Annotated in this window: 10 protein-coding genes; 2 read left to right on the forward strand and 8 right to left on the reverse strand. The window is 72.6% G+C overall.

Translation table 11 applies throughout. From position 1 onward, the window contains the following. Nucleotides 1–72 precede the first annotated feature (72 nt). The 3 genes from ACZ404_RS20120 to ACZ404_RS20130 are packed head-to-tail and all read right to left on the reverse strand — an operon-like array spanning nt 73 to nt 3,256. A complete protein-coding gene (locus tag ACZ404_RS20120; protein WP_468441698.1) occupies nt 73–1,332 on the reverse strand; it encodes a sugar ABC transporter permease in 1,260 nt (419 codons plus the stop codon). A 17-nt stretch (nt 1,333–1,349) separates the two neighbouring features. After that, entirely contained in the window at nt 1,350–2,129 is a 780-nt protein-coding gene (locus tag ACZ404_RS20125) for an ATP-binding cassette domain-containing protein (RefSeq protein ID WP_468441700.1), read from the reverse strand. Nucleotides 2,130–2,167: 38 nt separating this feature from the next. Continuing rightward, the gene (locus tag ACZ404_RS20130; RefSeq protein ID WP_468441702.1) at nt 2,168–3,256 is read right to left on the reverse strand and encodes a sugar ABC transporter substrate-binding protein; all 1,089 of its coding nucleotides are present in this window, start codon (nt 3,254–3,256) and stop codon (nt 2,168–2,170) included. A 499-nt stretch (nt 3,257–3,755) separates the two neighbouring features. Here ACZ404_RS20130 and ACZ404_RS20135 point away from each other — a divergent pair, with 499 nt between their 5' ends. Together ACZ404_RS20135 and ACZ404_RS20140 are read left to right on the forward strand one after the other, a co-directional pair. Continuing rightward, nucleotides 3,756–6,293 (forward strand): SpoIIE family protein phosphatase, encoded by a 2,538-nt coding sequence (locus ACZ404_RS20135; protein ID WP_468441703.1) that lies wholly within the window; start codon nt 3,756–3,758, stop codon nt 6,291–6,293. Further along, entirely contained in the window at nt 6,290–7,399 is a 1,110-nt protein-coding gene (locus ACZ404_RS20140; RefSeq protein ID WP_468441705.1) for a sugar ABC transporter substrate-binding protein, read from the forward strand. The genes ACZ404_RS20135 and ACZ404_RS20140 overlap by 4 nt, the downstream gene beginning before the upstream one ends. Before the next feature lie 34 nt (nt 7,400–7,433). On the opposite strand, the gene sbnA is transcribed toward ACZ404_RS20140, so the two are convergent. From sbnA to ACZ404_RS20165, 5 genes are read right to left on the reverse strand one after another with little or no spacing between them, the layout of a single operon-like run. After that, nucleotides 7,434–8,459: a 2,3-diaminopropionate biosynthesis protein SbnA gene (gene sbnA / locus ACZ404_RS20145; protein ID WP_468441707.1), complete on the reverse strand. Its 1,026-nt coding sequence runs from the start codon at nt 8,457–8,459 to the stop codon at nt 7,434–7,436. A gap of 35 nt (nt 8,460–8,494) precedes the next feature. Beyond that, a complete protein-coding gene (gene sbnB / locus ACZ404_RS20150; RefSeq protein WP_468441709.1) occupies nt 8,495–9,550 on the reverse strand; it encodes a 2,3-diaminopropionate biosynthesis protein SbnB in 1,056 nt (351 codons plus the stop codon). After that, nucleotides 9,547–10,551, reverse strand: a complete 1,005-nt coding sequence (locus ACZ404_RS20155) for a TauD/TfdA family dioxygenase (protein WP_468441711.1) — start codon at nt 10,549–10,551, stop codon at nt 9,547–9,549. Before ACZ404_RS20155 ends, sbnB begins: the two co-directional genes overlap by 4 nt. A gap of 59 nt (nt 10,552–10,610) precedes the next feature. Beyond that, nucleotides 10,611–13,859: a non-ribosomal peptide synthetase gene (locus tag ACZ404_RS20160; protein WP_468441713.1), complete on the reverse strand. Its 3,249-nt coding sequence runs from the start codon at nt 13,857–13,859 to the stop codon at nt 10,611–10,613. Nucleotides 13,860–13,872: 13 nt separating this feature from the next. After that, nucleotides 13,873–16,452 carry a Pls/PosA family non-ribosomal peptide synthetase gene (locus ACZ404_RS20165; protein ID WP_468441715.1) on the reverse strand — a complete coding sequence of 860 codons (2,580 nt, stop codon included), beginning with the start codon at nt 16,450–16,452 and terminating at the stop codon, nt 13,873–13,875. Nucleotides 16,453–16,599: the final 147 nt, after the last annotated feature.

Raw genomic sequence — 16,599 nt, forward strand, 5'->3', positions numbered from 1 at the left:
CAGGGCCGGCGGCCGGCTGAACGTCACGGCAGCCCGGCGCCCCACTCGCCGAGCTGCCGTGGACGCCCGGGCTCAGGCCCGGCCGTGTGCCTCCTGCGAGCGGCGTGACAGCGAGTCGATGACCACAGCCGCGAAGAGCACACTGCCGGTGATCACCAGTTGCACCGCGGTGGGTGTGTCGGTGAGCGCCATGCCGGACGCGATCGACTGGATGACCAGCATGCCCAGCACCGCCGACCAGGTCGTACCCCGTCCGCCGAACAGGCTGGTGCCGCCGATGACGGCCGCTGCGACGGCGTTGAGCAGCAGGACGCCCGAACCCGAGTTCTGGCTCACCGAGGTGATCCGCGAGGCCAGGAACAGACCGCCGCACGCGGCCATGGTGCCCGAGACGGCGAGCACGGCGGTCTGGACGCGGGTCACGCTGAGGCTGGCGCGCCGGGCCGCCTCGACCCCGCCGCCGAGCGCGTACACCTGCCGCCCGTAGCGCGTGCGCCGCAGCAGGATGTCGAGTCCGGCCACCACCACCAGGAAGATCAGCAGGGCGAGCGGCAGCCCCTGGAACTGGTTGAGCACGTACGCCGCGGCGAACGCGATCACCGCCAGCCCCGCCGTGCGCACTCCTATGTCCCTCAGCGAGCGGTGCGGCATGCCGACGGCCTTGCGGCGCCGCCGGTCCAGGTAGGAGGCGAGGAACACCGCGCCCGTGCCGAGCGCCGCCACCGCGTAGGCGACGCCGTCGTTGGTGAAGTAGTAGCTCGTCAGCCGGGCGACCAGCCCGTTCTCGTCGAGGTTGACGGTGCCGCTGGTCCCGAGGATCGACAGCATGATCCCGTTCCAGGTGAGCAGCCCCGCCAGCGTGACGACGAACGCCGGCACCCGGGTCCGGGCGAAGGAGTACCCCTGGACGGTGCCCGCCGCCGTGCCCGCGAGCACCGCGAGGATCAGCGCGAGCCACTCCGGCACCCCGTTGTTCACGTTCAGCACGGCGAACACCGCCGCCGCGAGACCGCTGATCGAGCCCACCGACAGATCCAGCTCACCGAGCAGCAGCACGAAGACGATGCCGACCGCGATCAGCCCCGTACCGACGATGTCCACGCTGAGGTTGGACAGGTTCCGGGGGGAGAGGAAGTTGTCGTTCAGGCTCTGGAAGACGATCCAGATCACCGCGAGGACGAGGAGGACGGGCAACGAGCCCGGTTCGCCGGCGCGCAGCCGGTGCCGGAAGACCGCCGACCAGGCCCGCACGGCGCGGACGGCGGCCGTGATCCGCGGCCGGCGGGCCGGCGCGGCGGGCGCGGCGGGTGCGGTGCGCGTGTGATCCGCCATGTCGTGCATGCCGTGGCTCACCTCGCCTCGTGGTGGGACGCCAACCGGCGGGGCGAGTTGTCCGTGGCGCCGGTGATGGAGGAGATGATCTGCTCCTGGGACGCGGTGTTCACGTCGAAGAAGCCGTTGTTGCGTCCGAGCCGCAGCACGGCGGCCCGGTCCGCGAGGGCCTTCACATCGCCCAGGTTGTGGCTGATGAGCAGCACGCCCAGGCCCCGGTCGCGCAGCCGGTCCACCAGGTCCAGCACCTCGGCGCTCTGCTCGAAGCCCAGCGCCGCGGTCGGCTCGTCCAGCAGCAGGATCCGCGGATCGCCGAGCAGGGAGCGCGCGATGGCGACGGTCTGCCGCTGCCCGCTGGACAGGGAGACCACGGGCCCGCGCAGGTCGGGGATGCCCCGGGTCAGCCGCCCCAGCAGCTGATGGCTGCGCCGTTCCATCTCCACCTCGTCGAGGAAGCCGAACCGGCGGATCTCCCGGCCCAGGAAGAGATTGCCGACGACGTCGAGGTTCCCGCACAGCGCCAGGTCCTGGAAGACGGTGGCGATGCCGAGGTCACGGGCGTCATGGGGGCGCCTGATCTGTACGGTGCGCCCCTCCCACTCGATGGTGCCCTTGTCCGCGGGAGCGACCCCGGAGATCACTTTGATCAGGGTGGACTTGCCGGCCCCGTTGTCGCCCAGCAGCGCCAGGACCTGGCCGGCGTGGATCTCCAGCTCGATGTCCTTGAGGACCTCCACGACGCCGAATCGCTTGCACACGCCGTGCAGTGCCAGCAAGGGGGTCGGCACGACGATCATCTCCTTCCCGGGGCCGGTGCGTGCCGGGCACCGGCCGGTCAGGTCAGCCCGGCCCGGTGGCAGGCGTTCCGGAGCTGGGCGGTGCAGATCTGCGCGATCGTGTAGGCACCCCGCTTCACCAGGGTGTCCTTGATGGTGGAGGCGGTCACGGACACCGGGGTGAGCATGACGGCCGGCACCGTCTGCCCGCTGTGCGTCTTCACCGCGTCCGTGGCCACCCGGGTGAGCCTGTCCCCGCGGGCCGCGGCCACGGCCATGGCACCGCAGGCGGCGGCCTCGGGCCCGAAGGGCTTGTACACCGTCATGTACTGGTCGCCGGCGACGATGCGCCGCACGGCCGCGAGTTCGGCGTCCTGCCCGGTCACCGGGGGCAGCGGGTCGACCTTGTTCGCCTTCAGCGCGGCGATGCTGCCGCCGGCGAGCCCGTCGTTGGCGGCGTAGACCCCGTCGATGGTGCCGGCGCCGAGGGCCGAGATCGCGGCGGACATGTTCATGTTCGCGGTCTCCGGCCGCCACTGCGCGGTGTCGTACGCCTTGGCGATGCGCACCTTCCCCGTGAGCACGGACAGCGCACCACGCTTGAACGCCCCCGAGTTGGGGTCGCTGGAGTCGCCGTTCATCATGACGATCTGCCGGCTGCGCCCCTGGTCGCGCATGGCCGTCAGCAGGGCCCTGCCCTGGAGCCGGCCGACCTCCTCGCCGTCGAAGGAGACGTACCCCGAGATCGGGCCCTGGGCGAGCCGGTCGTAGGCGATGACCGGGATGCCCGCGTCATGCGCCTTCTCCACCGAAGGGCCGAGCGAGCGGGCGTCCACGGCCACGAGGACGATCGCGTCGACCCCCTTCGTGATCAGCGAGTCCATCTGCTCCTGCTGGAGGGCCACGTCGTTGCGGGCGTTGGCGTGCTCGACCACACAGGCGCCGCACAGGGCCTTGATCCGCTTCTCCAGCAGGGGCCGGTCCCGCGTCTCCCACCGCGGCGTCGTGGCGTCCGGCAGCAGCACACCGATCCTCGGCGCCCCCGGGCTGTCGGCGGTGTGCTTGGCGTCCGTCCCGCAGGCCACGACGGACACGGTCGTCGAGACCGCCGCGACGGCCAGGACCACGTTCCGTGCGAGGGCCTTCATCCGACGGACCTCCCTCGTTCTCGCGCCGCCCGCCCCGCGGGCCTCCGCTCCGCCGGCTCATGCGGGCACGGCGCGCCCGGTGCGTGTCCGCCGCCTCGTGAGCCGGGCGGACAGCCGGGAGGGGAGAGCGCGGGACGGCCCGCGGGCGGCATGCGCCGCCGGGGGAGCGCAGCCGCTTCGGCAAGGTGAACCCGGCACCGGTGACGTGCCCGTCCACCTCGACGGCACCCGGCCTGCGGACCGAGCCACGCACGTCCTCGGGAGGGAAGCAGGAGCCGGCGGACGACCGCGACCCCGGTGCACCGACCCCGCCCGGACCGCGTGGCTGTGGCAAGACGACCACGTCGTCAGTGTGACACCGGCCCGGGTGATCCGCGAACGCGACGGCCCCCCGACCACGGGGCAGATCTGTCCTGTACGTCCCGGTATGCGATTCTGGTGTAAGGCCCTCATCTCGATCTGTCGGCACCTCGGCCTGGACGGGAGGTGGGTGCGGACGATGCCTCAGGACGGCAGTGCCCGGGCCGGAGTCGCGCAGCTGCGCGCGTCCGAGGCCGACGGCGCCGGTACCGGTACCCCTCCTCCGGTTCCGGAGCCCGCCGCGAGCGCCCGCGTGCTGGCGTTCACCGGCGCGGCCCTGGCGGCGGTCTACGCGCCCGGTGCCGCGAGCGGCGAGCTGCGCCTGGTGGACACGGCCGGCTCCGCCGTCGCCGACTACTCCCTGCCCGAGCGTCTGCTGCTGTCCGGCGACTCACCCGCCGCCCACGTCGTGCGCACCGGCCGGCCCCTGTGGCTGAACCACGCGGCACTCGCCGCCTTCTCCGAGGGCGCGCCCGCGCCCCCGCGGGCCGACACGTCGCTCGGCGCACTGCCCCTGCGCCGCGGCGGCGGGCCGCTGGGCTGCCTCGTCGTCGTGGGGGAGGGGGCGGACGGCTTCGACCCCGAGCAGCAGCGCTTCCTGGAGCGCTACGCCGACGCGGTCACCGGCCGGCTCCCCACCACCGCGGACGGCGGACATGCCTCCTCGCAGCTGCTGTGCCCCGCCCTGCGCAGCCTGCGCGCGGGCTCCTTCGTCCTGGTGCCGGACACCGGTGCGGTCGAGGCGGACCGCACCGTGCTGGAACTGGTCGGCATCGCCCCGGACGACTTCGACGGCAAGGCGGACACCCTGCTGGCGCACGCCCTGCCCGAGGACATGCACGCCCTGATGTCGGTCCTGGAACCGCACCCCCAGGTGCTCGGCGGCCGGAAGCTGGAGTTCCGCGTTCGCCGGCCCAGCGGCGGCACCCGCTGGCTGAGCCTGAGCTGCCGGGCCGTGGCCGGCAGCGGCGACCGGCCGGACCAGGTGCTCGGGGTGGTCATGGCGACCCCGGTGCTGCCCCGCAGCACCGACGACGTCTCCCGGATCCAGTGGCTGACCGTCGCCCTCGACGACGCCACCACGGTCGCCGACGTCGGGCAGGTCGTGGTCACCGCGCTGCGGGAGCCGCTGGGCGCCGACCGGGTCGCGCTCGCCGAACTGCGCGACGACCGGCTCCAGGTCGCCGTGCTCGACCCGCCGGACGCCGCCGCCTGGCCCCCGGCGTGGCACATCGACCGGCGTCCGGAGGGACCCGACGCACCGGTCGGCGCCCTGCCCGCGCTGCGCACGGCCCTCAGGGACGGGCGCATGGAGCTGTGGCCCGCCGGCACCCCCCTGGGCCCCGGCCTCGCGGGCGTCGGCCCCGGCGGTCTGGCCGTCCTGCCGCTGCCCGCGAAGGGCCGGACCGCCGGTCTCTGCCTGATCGGCTGGGACCAGCCGCACGAGTTCGTCGCCGAGGAGCGGTCCCTGCTGACCGCCACCGCCGCGCTCGTCGGGCAGGCCCTCACCCGCGCCCACGCCCACGACGCCGAGCAGGAACTCGCCACCATGCTGCAGCGCAGCCTGCTGCCCCGGCGCCTGCCCGACCTGTCCGGCGCGACCGCAGCCGCCCGCTACCTGCCCGCCCGGCGCGGCCTGCAGGTCGGCGGTGACTGGTACGACGTCATCGCCCTCTCCGAGGAGCGGATCGCCCTGGTCATCGGCGACGTGCAGGGACACAGCGCCGGGGCCGCCACGATCATGGGCCAGATGCGCACCGCGGTCCGCGCCTACGCGGTCGAGGGCCACCCGCCCGACGTGGTCGTCTCCCACGCCAACCGCCTCCTCGTCGGCATGGAGACCGACCTCTTCGCCACCTGCTGCTACGCGGAACTCGACCTCGAGGAGGGCACCGCCCTGTTCGTCCGGGCCGGGCACCTCGCACCGCTGGTCCGCCACCCCGACGGCACCAGCGAGGAGGTGCAGGTCGAGGGCGCCCTCCCGCTCGGCATCTCCGCCGAGGCCGATTTCCCGATGACCGCCGTCGCCCTGGCCCCCGGCAGCCTGCTCGCCCTGGTCACCGACGGCCTGGTGGAGGCCGCCGACCTGCCCGTCGACGAGGGCATGCGGCGCGTGTGCACCGCGCTCGGCGCCGCCGATCCCTGCGACCCGGGCCGGGTGGCCGACCACCTGCTGGGCGCCGCCGGCCGGCGCGAGGACGACGTGGCGCTGCTGCTGCTGCGCTACGACGGCATGAAGACCCGGCCGATCCGGGCCGGCTGGACGGTGTGGCGGCTGCCCGACGCCGTCATGCACGCCCGCCGCTTCACCGCCCGCACGCTGCGCCGGTGGCACGTGGAGGACGCGGCCGACGCCGTCCTGTTGGTGGTGTCCGAACTGGTCACCAACGCGCTGGTGTACACCCAGGGCCCGGTCCACGTCGACCTCACGCTGCGCGGGGACCGCGTCCGCATCAGCGTCAGCGACGCCTCGCCGCGCGCCCCCGCCAAACCGGTGATCGACGACTGGGAGGCGACCGGCGGCCGGGGACTGCTGCTGGTCGAGGCCATGTCGGAGGCCTTCGGCTCGGTGCCGGTCGCGAGCGGCAAGCAGGTGTGGAGCGAGATCGCCGTACCCCGTCGCGTGCCGGCCCCCGCGGGCGCGGGGTCCGGGACGGACCAGGGGGACCTGCCATGAGACCCCCCGCACGACGCGCGGTCCGCACCCGCCACCTCGTCGCCGCGCTCCTCGCCGGCCTCCTGACGCTGTCCGCGGTCGCCTGCGGGGGCAACGACCGGGCCGGCGCCGACAGCTTCACCGTCGGCCTGCTGCTGCCCAGCCGCGCCCTGCCCCGCTGGGAGCACTCCGACAAGCCGTGGATCGAGAAGCGGGTGAAGGAGCTGTGCCCCCGCTGCGCCGTGGAGTACGCCAACGCCGACAACGACCCGTCGCGCCAGCGGCAGCAGATGGTCTCCATGATGACCAAGGGGGTCAAGGTCATCATCCTGGACGCCGCCGACACCAGGGCGCTGCGCTCCACCATCCAGGACGCGCACCGGGCCGGCGTACCGGTCGTCGCCTACGACCGGCTCGCCGAGGGACCGATCTCGGGCTTCGTCTCCTTCGACGGCGGAAAGGTCGGCAGGCTCCAGGGCCAGGCGCTCTTGGCGTTCATGGGCGACCACGCGCACGGCGGCGAGGTCGTCATGATGAACGGCGACCCGTCCAGCCCCAACGCGGCCTGGTTCCGGCAGGGCGCCCTGTCCGTCCTGAAGGGCAAGGTGAGGATCGCCCGGTCCTACAACACCCCGGGCTGGAGCACCGACAACGCCCACGCCAACATGGCCGCCGCCATCGCGGCCCTGGGCCCGCAGCGCATCGACGGAGTCCTCGCGGTCAACGACGCCATCGCCGCGGGCGTCGTCTCCGCCCTCAAGAGCGCCGGCGTACGCACACTCCCGCCCGTCACCGGGCAGGACGCCGACCTGGAGGCCGTACGGCGCATCCTCGCGGGCCAGCAGTCGATGACCGTCTACAAGCCCTTCAAGGAGGAGGCCAACGCGGCCGCCGCCATGGCCGTGGTCCTCGGGCGCGGCCGGAACCCGGCCGAGATCGCCACCACCTCGGTCGACAGCCCCACCACCCGGCACGTCCCGGCCCGCCTGCTCACCCCGCGGGCGGTGACGGCCGGCACCATCCGCGAGACCCTCGTCAAGGACGGCGTGTACACCGCCGCCCAGATCTGCACCCCCGATCTCCAGCAGGCCTGCGCCAAGGCCGGACTCACCACGGGCGGATCCTGACCGTGCCGCGGCCACGCCCGCCGTCGCACCGCCACTACGCCCGCCGCCGGCGCCCGGGTGTCCCGGAGGCGGGCTTGTCCCTGCGGGAGAGGGCGGTCATCTGCTCGTCGTCGAGGATGTGGTCGCCGTACAGGTCCTGCAGCCAGTTGGTCTGGTAGATGGTGTCCAGGTACCGCTCGCCGAGGTCGGGGGCGATGGCCACCGCCGTGAGGTGACGGGTGTCGTGCCGGGCCAGCCACTCCGTCGCGCCGCTGACGACCGTCCCCGTGGAGCCGCCGAACAGGAAGCCGCGCCGGGCCATCCGGTGACAGGTGCGGATGGTGTCCGCCTCCTCCACCCGGATCACCTCGTCCACGAAGGACTCGTCGAGCAGCGGCGGCCGCATGCTCATGCCCAGCCCGGGAATCATGCGGCGGCCCGGTTCCCCGCCGAAGGCCACCGAGCCCACGCTGTCCACGGCGACGATGCGCACCGGCCGGTGCCACTGCCGGAAGTAGCGTGCGCAGCCCATCAGGGTCCCGGCGGTGCCCGCCCCGACGAACAGCACGTCCAGCCGCGGGAAGTGGGCCGCGATCTCCGGTGCCGTCGTGCGGTGGTGGGCCCGCCAGTTGCCCGCGTTGGTGTACTGGCTGAGCCAGACGTACCGGTCGTCGGAGGCGCACAGCTCGCGGACGTACGCGATCCGCGTGCCGAGGAACCCGTCGTTGGCGTCGAGGTCGGCCACGACGTGCACCTGGCTGCCGAGCGCCTCCATCAGCAGCCTGGTCGACAGGTTGCACCGGGAGTCGGTGACGCACAGGAACCGGTAGCCCTTGCTCGCGGCGATCATGCTGAGCGCCACGCCCAGGTTGCCGGAGGAGGACTCGACGAGGATGGAGTCCGGCGTCAGGACTCCGTCCCGTTCGGCGCTCTCCACCATTTCGTTCGCGGCCTTCAGCTTGATGGAGCCGGCGAAGTTGAAGCCCTCGCACTTCAGGTAGAGGGGCTGTCCGACGATCGACTCCAGGTCGACGAAGAGCCGGCCTTCGTTGAACTCATGGGGAGCGGAGATGACGGGCACGTGGGCCTCCTGGTGCCAGGGCCGAGGCGGCGGCCTCAGCCGTAGCGGCGCAGTTCGTGGAAGAAGTCGTCGATGAGGCGGAGATCGCCCGCCGCTGCTGCTTCGTCGTAGACGTACTTGCCGACGGCGAGATCGAGGACGCCGAGTCCGAACGGGGAGAAGATCACCGGACGGTCGGCCGGCGGCGCGGCCCTGCCGAGCATCACGTCGTTGAGGGTGCCGTTGAGGAAGTCCCGGTTCCCGGTGCGCTGTTCGACCAGGTGCGGGGAGGTGTCGGCCTTCAGGCAGTGCTCGACGTCGTCGACGAAGTTCGCCGACGCCAGCAGCACCTCGGGGGCGAGGTCGCGCAGGGAGACGTGCAGGACCAGCGGGTTGTGGCCGAACCAGTCCGGCTCCGTGACATGCGGCTCGCCGGCCACGGTGGCGAAGACGACCAGGTCGCTGGAGCGGACGAGGTCCTCGGCGCGGTCGTGCACGACGACCCGCGCGGTGGTTCCCGACTGCCGCAGATAGCCGCAGAAGCCGCCGGTGCTGTCGGCCGACAGGTCGTGCACGCCGATCGTGTCGAACGACCAGCCGGTGCCGGCCAGGAAGGTGTGGATGTAGCGGGCGATCAGCCCCGTGCCGAAGAACCCGACGCGGCTCGGGCGGGTCCGGCTGCGGCTGAGCCAGTCGGCGGCCAGCGCGGCCGACGCCGCGGTCCTGGTCGCGCTGATGACCGAACTCTCCAGGCAGGCGAACGGGTAGCCGGTGGCGGGGTCGTTGAGGATGAGGACCGCCGAGGCCCTCGGCAGCCCGGAGCGCACGTTGTCCGGGAAGCTGGAGATCCACTTCACCCCGTCCACGTGCACCGATCCGCCGACGGAGGCCGGCAGCGCGATGATCCGCGAGTTGGGACGGTCGGGGAAGCGCAGGAAGTACGAGGGCGGATTGACCGACTCTCCGGCGCCGTGCAGCCGGTACGTGGCCTCGATCAGCTCCGTGATCTGCTTCTCGCGCCCGCTGAGCACCTGCTGCACCTGCGCCCCGGGGATCACCGCGAACGTCGGCACGCCGGCGGGCCGGGCGGGAGGGGACACCGAAGGGGTCATCGCGCGCTCGCCTCCGGGGTCGGGACGGAGTCGGCGAGGCGCCGGGGCTCGGCCATGCCGACCACAATGTGCCGCTCTCCGGTGAAGGGCTCCCTGCTGTGCGCGGTGCGGATGTTGTCCACGAGCATCAGGTCGCCGGCCTGCCAGGGCTCGCGCCGGGTGTGCTCCTCGTAGGTGTTGTTGAGCAGCTGGACCACCTCCTCGCCGATCGGACTGCCGTCCCCGTAACGGGTGTTGAACGGCAGCCCGTCCTCGCCGTAGACGTCCACCAGGTACGAGCGCACCTCCGGGTCGAGCGTCCACTCGTTGAGGAAGGCGATCTGGTTGAACCAGCAGCGCCGGCCGGTGAGCGGATGCCGTACCACGGCGCTGCGGCGCTGCTCGGTGCGCAGGGAGCCGTCCGCCAGCCAGGTGAAGTCGATGGCGTGGTCCCTGCAGTAGCGCTCGATCGCCGCGCGGTCGTCGGTCCCGAAGGACTCCGAGAGCGACGCCCCGATCTCGTCGTTGTACGTCCGGGTCAGCAGCCAGCCCTCCCGCTCGAACCGCTCCGCCAGCGCGGCGGGCAGCGCCTGGAGCACCTGTTCGGCGTCGGCCACGGCGGTGGCCCCGCCCTCCTGGGGCGCGGTCAAACACGCGAACAGCATCAGACCCGGCACCTCGAGGGTGTAGCTCAGCTCGTGGTGCATGCACATCGGCTGGTTCGCCGGCCAGGGCGTGGAGGCGTACAGATGCGGGCCGAGCGCCTCGCGGGGGGCGAACGCCTCCCGCTCCGGCATGAGGTCGCCGGCGAGCTGCGCGAAGACGGCACCGGTTCGGTCCGCCTCCCGCAGGTCCAGGCCGCGGACCAGCAGCGCCCCGTGCTCGGCGACCTGCGCCCGCAGCGACTCGCGGTGTGCGGCCGCCCAGCTCGCCGCGTCCCCGGGGGACTCGACGCGCAGGACCGCGGGCCGGTCCGGCCGCAGCTCCACATCGAGCGCTGCTGCCACGGGTGAGGACGACATCTCGGTCTCCCTTCGGGTTCTTCGTTCGTGGGATTCGGTGCTTCGGTGAGGCTCGGGACTCAGGAGGACGCCACCGGCGCCACGGCATCCAGCACGGCCCGCGCGGCCTCGGCGGGGCGGGTGCGGGTGAAGTAGTGGCCGCCGTCGGCGAGTTCGTGCAGATCGACCTGCTCGGCCAGCAGCAGCCAGTCCCGGTGGCGGGCGGTGTGGCCGGCCGTGTGCGGGTCGTCGGCGGCGACGACCACCGTGACCGGCGCCGACAGCTTCGTCTTCGGCGGGTCCTGGAGGGCCCGGTGGAAGTAGCGGTGGGCGCAGACGCAGTCGTGCCGGTAGGCGGCACCGATGTGCTCGGCGTGCCGCGCGTTCAGCTCGGCGAGTTCGGTGTAGCCGCTGTCCGCCGTCAGTCGCGCGGCGATCTCGGCGTCGCTGCGGGCGGTCAGCTCCTCGACGGCGGCGTGCCGCTCGTCGGCGGTGCCGAGCAGCTGGGCGCCGAGGAACACCCGCGCCACCTCCACGCCCTGCTCCTGCAGTCTCCGCGCCGTCTCCAGGGCCGGCGCGGTGCCCGAGGAGTGGCCCCACAGCAGGACGCGGGTCAGGCCGCGCGCGGTGATCTCGGCCGCGACCCGCTCCGCCACCTCCTCGATCGACGCGAACGGCTCCTGCTGGGCGGCCAGGTCGTGACCGGGCAGGTCGACCGCGAGGACCGCCGTGCCGCTGTCCGCCAACGCGCTCGCCATCGGCTGGTAGTTGACCGCGTTGCCGCCCGCGTACGGGAAGCACACCAGCGCGCACTGCGCCGCACCGCCCGCCTCCGACAGCGGCTGGAGCAGCTCCTGACGCCGGCCCGCCGCGCCGTCGAGCAGCGCGGCCAGGTCGGCGAGGACCGGGTGCCGGGTGATGTCCTTGAGGGACACCGCGCGGTCCAGGGCCAGGGTGAGCTTGACCGCCGACAGCGACGTACCGCCCAGAGCGAAGAAGCTGTCGCCGCGGCCGATCCGCTGCTCCGGAACACCCAGCAGTCCCGCCCAGGCAGCCGCCAGCCTCCGCTCGGTCGGCGTGAGCGTGCCCCGTTCGCCGGACACCGGTGCCTCCGCCCGCCCGGCCAGTGCGGTGAGCGCCTTCCGGTCGATCTTGCCGTTGGCGGTCAGCGGCAGCGCGGACTGCCAGTGGAAGGCCGTGGGGACCATGTAGCCGGGCAGCACCGCGCCCAACTCCTCGCGCAGGAGCTGCTCTTCTTGCTGCCGGCCCGAGTAGAACGCGACCAGGTGCTTGCTCCCACCGGCCCGCTCCGCCACGACCACCGCACCGTCGCGCACTCCCGCCACCCGCAGCAGGGCGTTCTCGATCTCGCCGATCTCGATGCGGAACCCGCGGATCTTGACCTGGTTGTCCCGGCGGCCCAGGAACTCCAGCTTCCCGCCGGGGTGCCAGCGGCCCCAGTCACCGCCGAGATAGAGCCGCTCACCCGGCCGGTACGGGTCCTCGAGGTACGCCTCGCGGGTCCGCTCGGGATCGTTGACGTACCCCCGGCCCACGCAGACACCGGAGAAGGCGATCAGTCCCGGCGCCCCCAGCGGCACCAGCGCCAGATCCTCGTCCACCACGTAGACCCGCACGTTGTTGACCGCGCGCCCGAGCAGCACGCGCTCCGGCACCGCGTCCATGACCTCGTGATTGGTGTCGTCGGAGGTCTCCGTCAGCCCGTAGGCGTTGACCAGCGAGACACCGGGCCGGATCGCGAACCAGCGCTGGACCAGCTCCCGTTTCAGCGCCTCACCGGTGACCGACACGCACCGCAGGTCCGGAAGGTCCCGCGGGTGCTGCTCCAGGTAGGAGACCACGACCTCCAGATAGGACGGCACGAGCTGCGCCACCGACGCCCGGCCGCGGACCAGCGTGTCCACGAACCGCTGCACGTCCGTGATCTCGTCCTGCCCGACCAGCAGCGTCCGCCCGCCCACCAGCAGCGCCGACACCAGTTGCCACAGCGAGATGTCGAAGCACTGCGGGGCGGTCTGCGCCACCACGCACCCCTCGCCGATCCCCAGGTCGTCGATCTTGGCGTGGAGGTGGTTCAGCATCCCCGCGTGCTCGCACATCGCGCCCTTGGGTTCGCCGGTGGAGCCGGACGTGAAGTAGATGTACGCGAGCTGACCGGGGTCCACCGTCACCCCGGGGTCGGTGTCGGAGTGCGGCTCCTCGTACGCCGCCTCGATCAGCACCTTCTCGGTGCCCGGCAGTGCGGACAGGGCCTCGTCGAGGGTCCCGGTGCTGCCGGACTCGGTCAGCACCAGCCGGCACCCGGCCCGGGACAGCACCGCGGAGATCCGGCCCGCCGGGAAGCCCGGCTCGACGGGCAGGTACGCGCCTCCCGCCTTGAACACCGCCAGCGTCGCCGCCAGCCAGTCCAGGGTGCGCTCCGTGACCACCGCGACCACGTCCTCGCGGCCCAGCCCCCGGGCCAGCAGCGCCCGCGCCAGCCGGTTCGCCCGCGCGTTGAGCTCGCCGTACGTCCACGCGCGGGTGCCGTGCACGGCCGCCACCCGGTCGGGATGCCGGCGTACCCGCTGCTCGAACAGCTCGTGCGCCCGGGCGTCCGGCAGCGCCCGGTGGGGTCCCGCCAGGCCCTCCAGCTGCTCGCGCACCTCCTCGTCCGACAGCAGACTCTGCCGGGTGTGCTCGGCGTCCGCGTCGGCGGTCATCAGCCGGAGCGCCGTCAGGTGATAGCCGGCGATCCGGTCCGCGCAGGCGGCGTCCAGCACCTCCGTGCGGTACCGCAGCCGCAGCCCCAGCCGCCCGTCCCGCTCGGACCAGCGCACCTGCAGCACACCGTCGTCCTCGCCCCCGGCGTCCCCGGCTCCCACGGGAGCGAACACCACCTCGTACGACGGCTCCGCCACGCCCAGTTCCCGGCGCAGGTCCGCCACGGGGAACTCCCGGTGGGCCAGCACCTCCGCCTCGGCGCGCCCCGCGGCCGCCACCAGTTCGCGCCAGGATCCGGCGGGCACCGCCAGCCGGCACGGCAGGGACTCGCCCCGCGGCCCGGCCACGTACCCGGTCACGACCTCCTGCTCGGCGGACAGCGCGGCCAGCACCTTGGCATGCGCCGCCAGCAGCAGCGCACCGACCGGTACGTCCCACCGCAGCGCCAGCTCCCGCGCCCCGGCGCTCACGTCGTCCGGCACCGGCACCTCGTGCCCGGCCACGCCCTCGGCCGGCTCCCGGGCCCACCGCGGCACCGCGGTGGGCCCGCCGGAGGTCAGTACCCGGCTCCAGAACTCCCGGTCCGCTTCCACACGCGCTCCCATCGAATGGCCTTCCTCAACCGACGCTGATGGCAGGGGTGTTCGCCGCCCGGCCGCTGATGCCGGGCCGGTCGGCGGCGTCCGGCATGTCCACCGCCGGATTGCCGCCCCAGCGTGCGTGCGGCGGGACCTCCTCGCCCTTCATCAGGAACGAGTCCGGTGCCAGGACCGCGCCGTCGCCCATCGTCACGCCGTAGTGCACATGGGCGCCGACGCCCAGCGTGCAGCCGGCACCGACCGTGGTGCCGTCGGACTTGAAGGTGCCGTCCTCCTGCGAATGGCACTGGATCTTGCTGCCCACGTTGAGGGTGCAGTCGTCGCCGATGGAGGCCAGCGACCGCTCCGTCAGATAGCAGCCGTCGTCGAAGACCCGGCTGCCGATGCGCACGCCCAGCAGCCGCCACACGAGCGCCTTGTAGGGAGTCCCGTTGAAGACGTTGAGGTAGTGGTCCGGCACCTTCCACAGGCGCTCGTGCCACCAGAAGTAGGGGTCGTAGATGGAGCACAGCCGGGGCCGCAGCGCACGGAACGAGGTGATGCACCGCTCCAGCAGGACGAAGTAGGCGGTGCTGAACGCGAGGGTGAGGGCCACGTATCCGGCGATCACCGCCTGTCCGAGCAGGCCGTACAGGTCCACGGACGCCAGCCCGAACACCGTCAGGGCGAACGTGTGCAGCCAGCGCACGAGCAGCATGAGGGCCATCGAGCGCAGGTTGTAACGGTTCTTCGCGGCGAGGGAGCGGCGCAGCGCCTCCCCGGTCCGCAGGTCGTCGAACCGGGCGTCGCGCTCCACCGACCGCGGGATCTCGAAGCACGGCGAGCCGAGCAGCCCCACGCCCTCGCGCACCTCCCCGTCCAGCGGCACCATCACCTTCGTCGCGAGCAGGCAGTTCTCGCCCGTGCGGCCGCCCGCCGGATAGGCGATGTTGTTGCCCAGGAAGTTGCGCGGCCCGATCGAGGCCCGGGACAGCCGGAACGACGTACTGGAGAAGTCCGCGTTGATGATGGAGAGGCCGTCGGCCACCATCGTGCCGCTGCCGACGGACACCAGCAGAGGGCTCTCGTGCTGCACCTCGGTGCCGAAGTTGGACCCGGTCTGCTCGACGCGGGACAGGTCGTACCCGATGCCGCGCAGGTAGTGCACGATGTAGGAGCTGTCGCCGAAGAGCCACGCGAAGAACCTGACGTTCGTCAGCCGTGCACTCGCCCGGTGGACCGCGTAGTGGAACCCGTAGAGCGGATAGACCCGGTCCGGTCTGACCAGCAGGCCCAGCAGCCGCGGAACGGTGCACAGCACAAGCAGGCCCCCGAGCACGAACCCGAGGAACAGGACGAGGGACAGGGCGAGGCCGTCGGAGAAGAGTTCCGGCACGGTCAGCGCGGTGGTCTCCGGGTCGAGCCGCTTGCCGATCGCCGGTACCGCGGTGAACAGCATGTAGATCCCGCCCACGGCCAGCGGCAGGTAGACGAGGAACAGCTGGATCAGCGTCATCAGGGCGAACCAGGCGCGGCGCACGGTGCCGCACCGGGCCTGCGGGACCCGCACGTGGTCGATGCCGGTGGGCTGCGCCGGGGACCCGTGCCGTCGCTCACCGTCCGGGACGCTCTGCCCGCGGTGCAGGGCCGAGGCGTGACCGAGCTGCGCCCCGTCACCCATCGAGGTGTCGATGTCCAGGACCGTCTTCTCACCGATGTAGACGTCCCGGCCGAGCGTGACCCGGCCCGTCTGGATGTGCCCGGCGTGCGCCCGGTAGCACAGGAAGAAGGAGTCCTTGCGGACGACGGTTCCCGAACCGATCGTCAGCAGGTCGGTGCAGACCGGCACGGAGCGGGAGAGGATCGTGACGTTCCGGCCGATCCGGGCGCCGAGCGCCCGCAGATACAGGACGTAGAGGGGATTGCCCACAAAAAAGATCATCGGATTCGCGTGCAGCAGCGCCTTGACGATCCAGAACCGCAGATACGTCAGGCCCCAGACGGGGAATTCCCGCGGTTTCCAGCGGCCGATGAGCAGCCATTTGGCGACGACCGGGAACGCGCACAGGACCAGGAACCCGACACCGCCGAACAGCAGCGAGCGCAGATAGATGTCCGCCAGCCCCCGACTGGTCGCGATCCACTCGTATCCGCGGGACGTGACGAACCCCGCGACCAGCGAATAGGCCAGGAAGGCCAGCAACTGCGCCGTTCCGCACAGCACATGGTGGCGCCCGTTCGTCCGTGGCACCGCGGGTGGTTCCGCGGCCTCGGCCGACGGCGTGGCGGTGGGTCGCGGAGCCGTCTCGACGAGAGCCGCCGCCAGGCTGCGGACCGTGGGGTACCGGTAGATGTCCTTCATGGACGGTGACGGCAGGTCGTCCCGCTTCCTGAGGCGCGCGCAGAACCGGGCCATCACCAGGGAGTTGGCGCCGAGGTCGGAGAAGAAGTGGCTGTCGGCCGGCACGCTCTCGGTGCCCACGACCTCCGCCAGTACCTCCGCGAGTTCCCGCTCGGTCTCCGCACGCGCCGGGCCGGTGCCGTTCCGCCCGGCGGCGGCGCCTTCGTCCGGCCCGCTTATGTCGACCTCGCCATGGACCTCGGAGGACTGCTCCACCACTGAGACCTCCCGGAGGGCTCCTGAAATCGCCGATGGCCGTCGGCGGTTCATCGGGCAGGCGGCTGCCGAGCCGTGGAAAAGCTCGGGGCGCACGCACATTTCTGATCACGAACCGCCGGCTTCAGTTTCGGCCCGCGCCCGCCGGCC

The sequence above is a fragment of the Streptomyces sp. NPDC030798 genome (assembly GCF_055572275.1).

Excerpts from the sequence above, each read along its gene's own strand:
- ACZ404_RS20160 (WP_468441713.1), bottom strand. The coding sequence starts at position 13,859 with ATGGGAGCGCGTGTGGAAGCGGACCGGGAGTTCTGGAGCCGGGTACTG.
- ACZ404_RS20125 (WP_468441700.1), bottom strand. The coding sequence starts at position 2,129 with ATGATCGTCGTGCCGACCCCCTTGCTGGCACTGCACGGCGTGTGCAAG.
- sbnB (WP_468441709.1), bottom strand. The coding sequence starts at position 9,550 with ATGACCCCTTCGGTGTCCCCTCCCGCCCGGCCCGCCGGCGTGCCGACG.
- ACZ404_RS20120 (WP_468441698.1), bottom strand. The coding sequence starts at position 1,332 with ATGGCGGATCACACGCGCACCGCACCCGCCGCGCCCGCCGCGCCGGCC.
- ACZ404_RS20155 (WP_468441711.1), bottom strand. The coding sequence starts at position 10,551 with ATGTCGTCCTCACCCGTGGCAGCAGCGCTCGATGTGGAGCTGCGGCCG.
- ACZ404_RS20135 (WP_468441703.1), top strand. The coding sequence starts at position 3,756 with ATGCCTCAGGACGGCAGTGCCCGGGCCGGAGTCGCGCAGCTGCGCGCG.
- ACZ404_RS20130 (WP_468441702.1), bottom strand. The coding sequence starts at position 3,256 with ATGAAGGCCCTCGCACGGAACGTGGTCCTGGCCGTCGCGGCGGTCTCG.
- ACZ404_RS20140 (WP_468441705.1), top strand. The coding sequence starts at position 6,290 with ATGAGACCCCCCGCACGACGCGCGGTCCGCACCCGCCACCTCGTCGCC.